At 70.7% G+C, this 802-nt stretch carries 1 protein-coding gene; it reads right to left on the reverse strand.

The genetic code is table 11. The features are described 5' to 3' along the window. Nucleotides 1–802, reverse strand: an 802-nt coding sequence (locus tag E6U81_RS39540) for an AIR synthase-related protein (protein WP_240804290.1), incomplete at both ends; no start/stop codon positions are given.

Genomic DNA, 802 nt, shown 5'->3' on the forward strand with positions numbered 1-802 from the left:
GGTCTGCGGTCGGGGCAGCTTGCCGGCGTCGTCGGCCTGGAGGGCGTCCTGCCAGTCGGGGCGGGCGTAGGGGCGGTTGTAGACCGGGCCCTCGTGGGCGACGGTGCCCGGGGGCACGTCCACGATCTGCTCGCCGTGCCAGAAGATCTCCAGCCGCTCGCCGTCGGTGACCTCACCGATGACGGTGGCGATGACGTCCCACTTCTCGCAGATCTCCATGAAGCGGTCGACGTGCTGCGGCTCGACGATCGCGCACATGCGCTCCTGCGACTCGCTCATGAGGATCTCCTCCGGCGAGAGCGTCGCGTCGCGCAGCGGCACGGTGTCGAGCTCGACGCGCATGCCGCCGGAGCCTGCGGAGGCCAGCTCGGAGGTGGCGCAGGACAGGCCGGCGCCGCCGAGGTCCTGGATGCCCGCGACCAGCTTCTCCTTGAAGATCTCCAGGGTGCACTCGATGAGGAGCTTCTCCTGGAAGGGGTCGCCGACCTGGACGGCGGGGCGCTTGGTGGGCTTGGTGTCGTCGAAGGTCTCGGAGGCGAGGACCGAGACGCCGCCGATGCCGTCGCCGCCGGTGCGGGCGCCGTAGAGGATGACCTTGTTGCCGGGGCCGGAGGCCTGGGCGAGGTGGATGTCCTCGTGCTTCATGACGCCGATACAGCCGGCGTTGACCAGCGGGTTGCCCTGGTAGCAGGCGTCGAAGACGACCTCGCCGCCGATGTTGGGCAGGCCCAGGCAGTTGCCGTAGCCGCCGATGCCCGCGACGACGCCCGGCAGGACGCGCTTGGTGTCGGGGTGGTCGGCC

Source organism: Streptomyces sp. A0592, from assembly GCF_004795115.1.
In the GTDB taxonomy this organism is placed as follows: Bacteria; Actinomycetota; Actinomycetes; order Streptomycetales; family Streptomycetaceae; genus Streptomyces; species Streptomyces erythrochromogenes.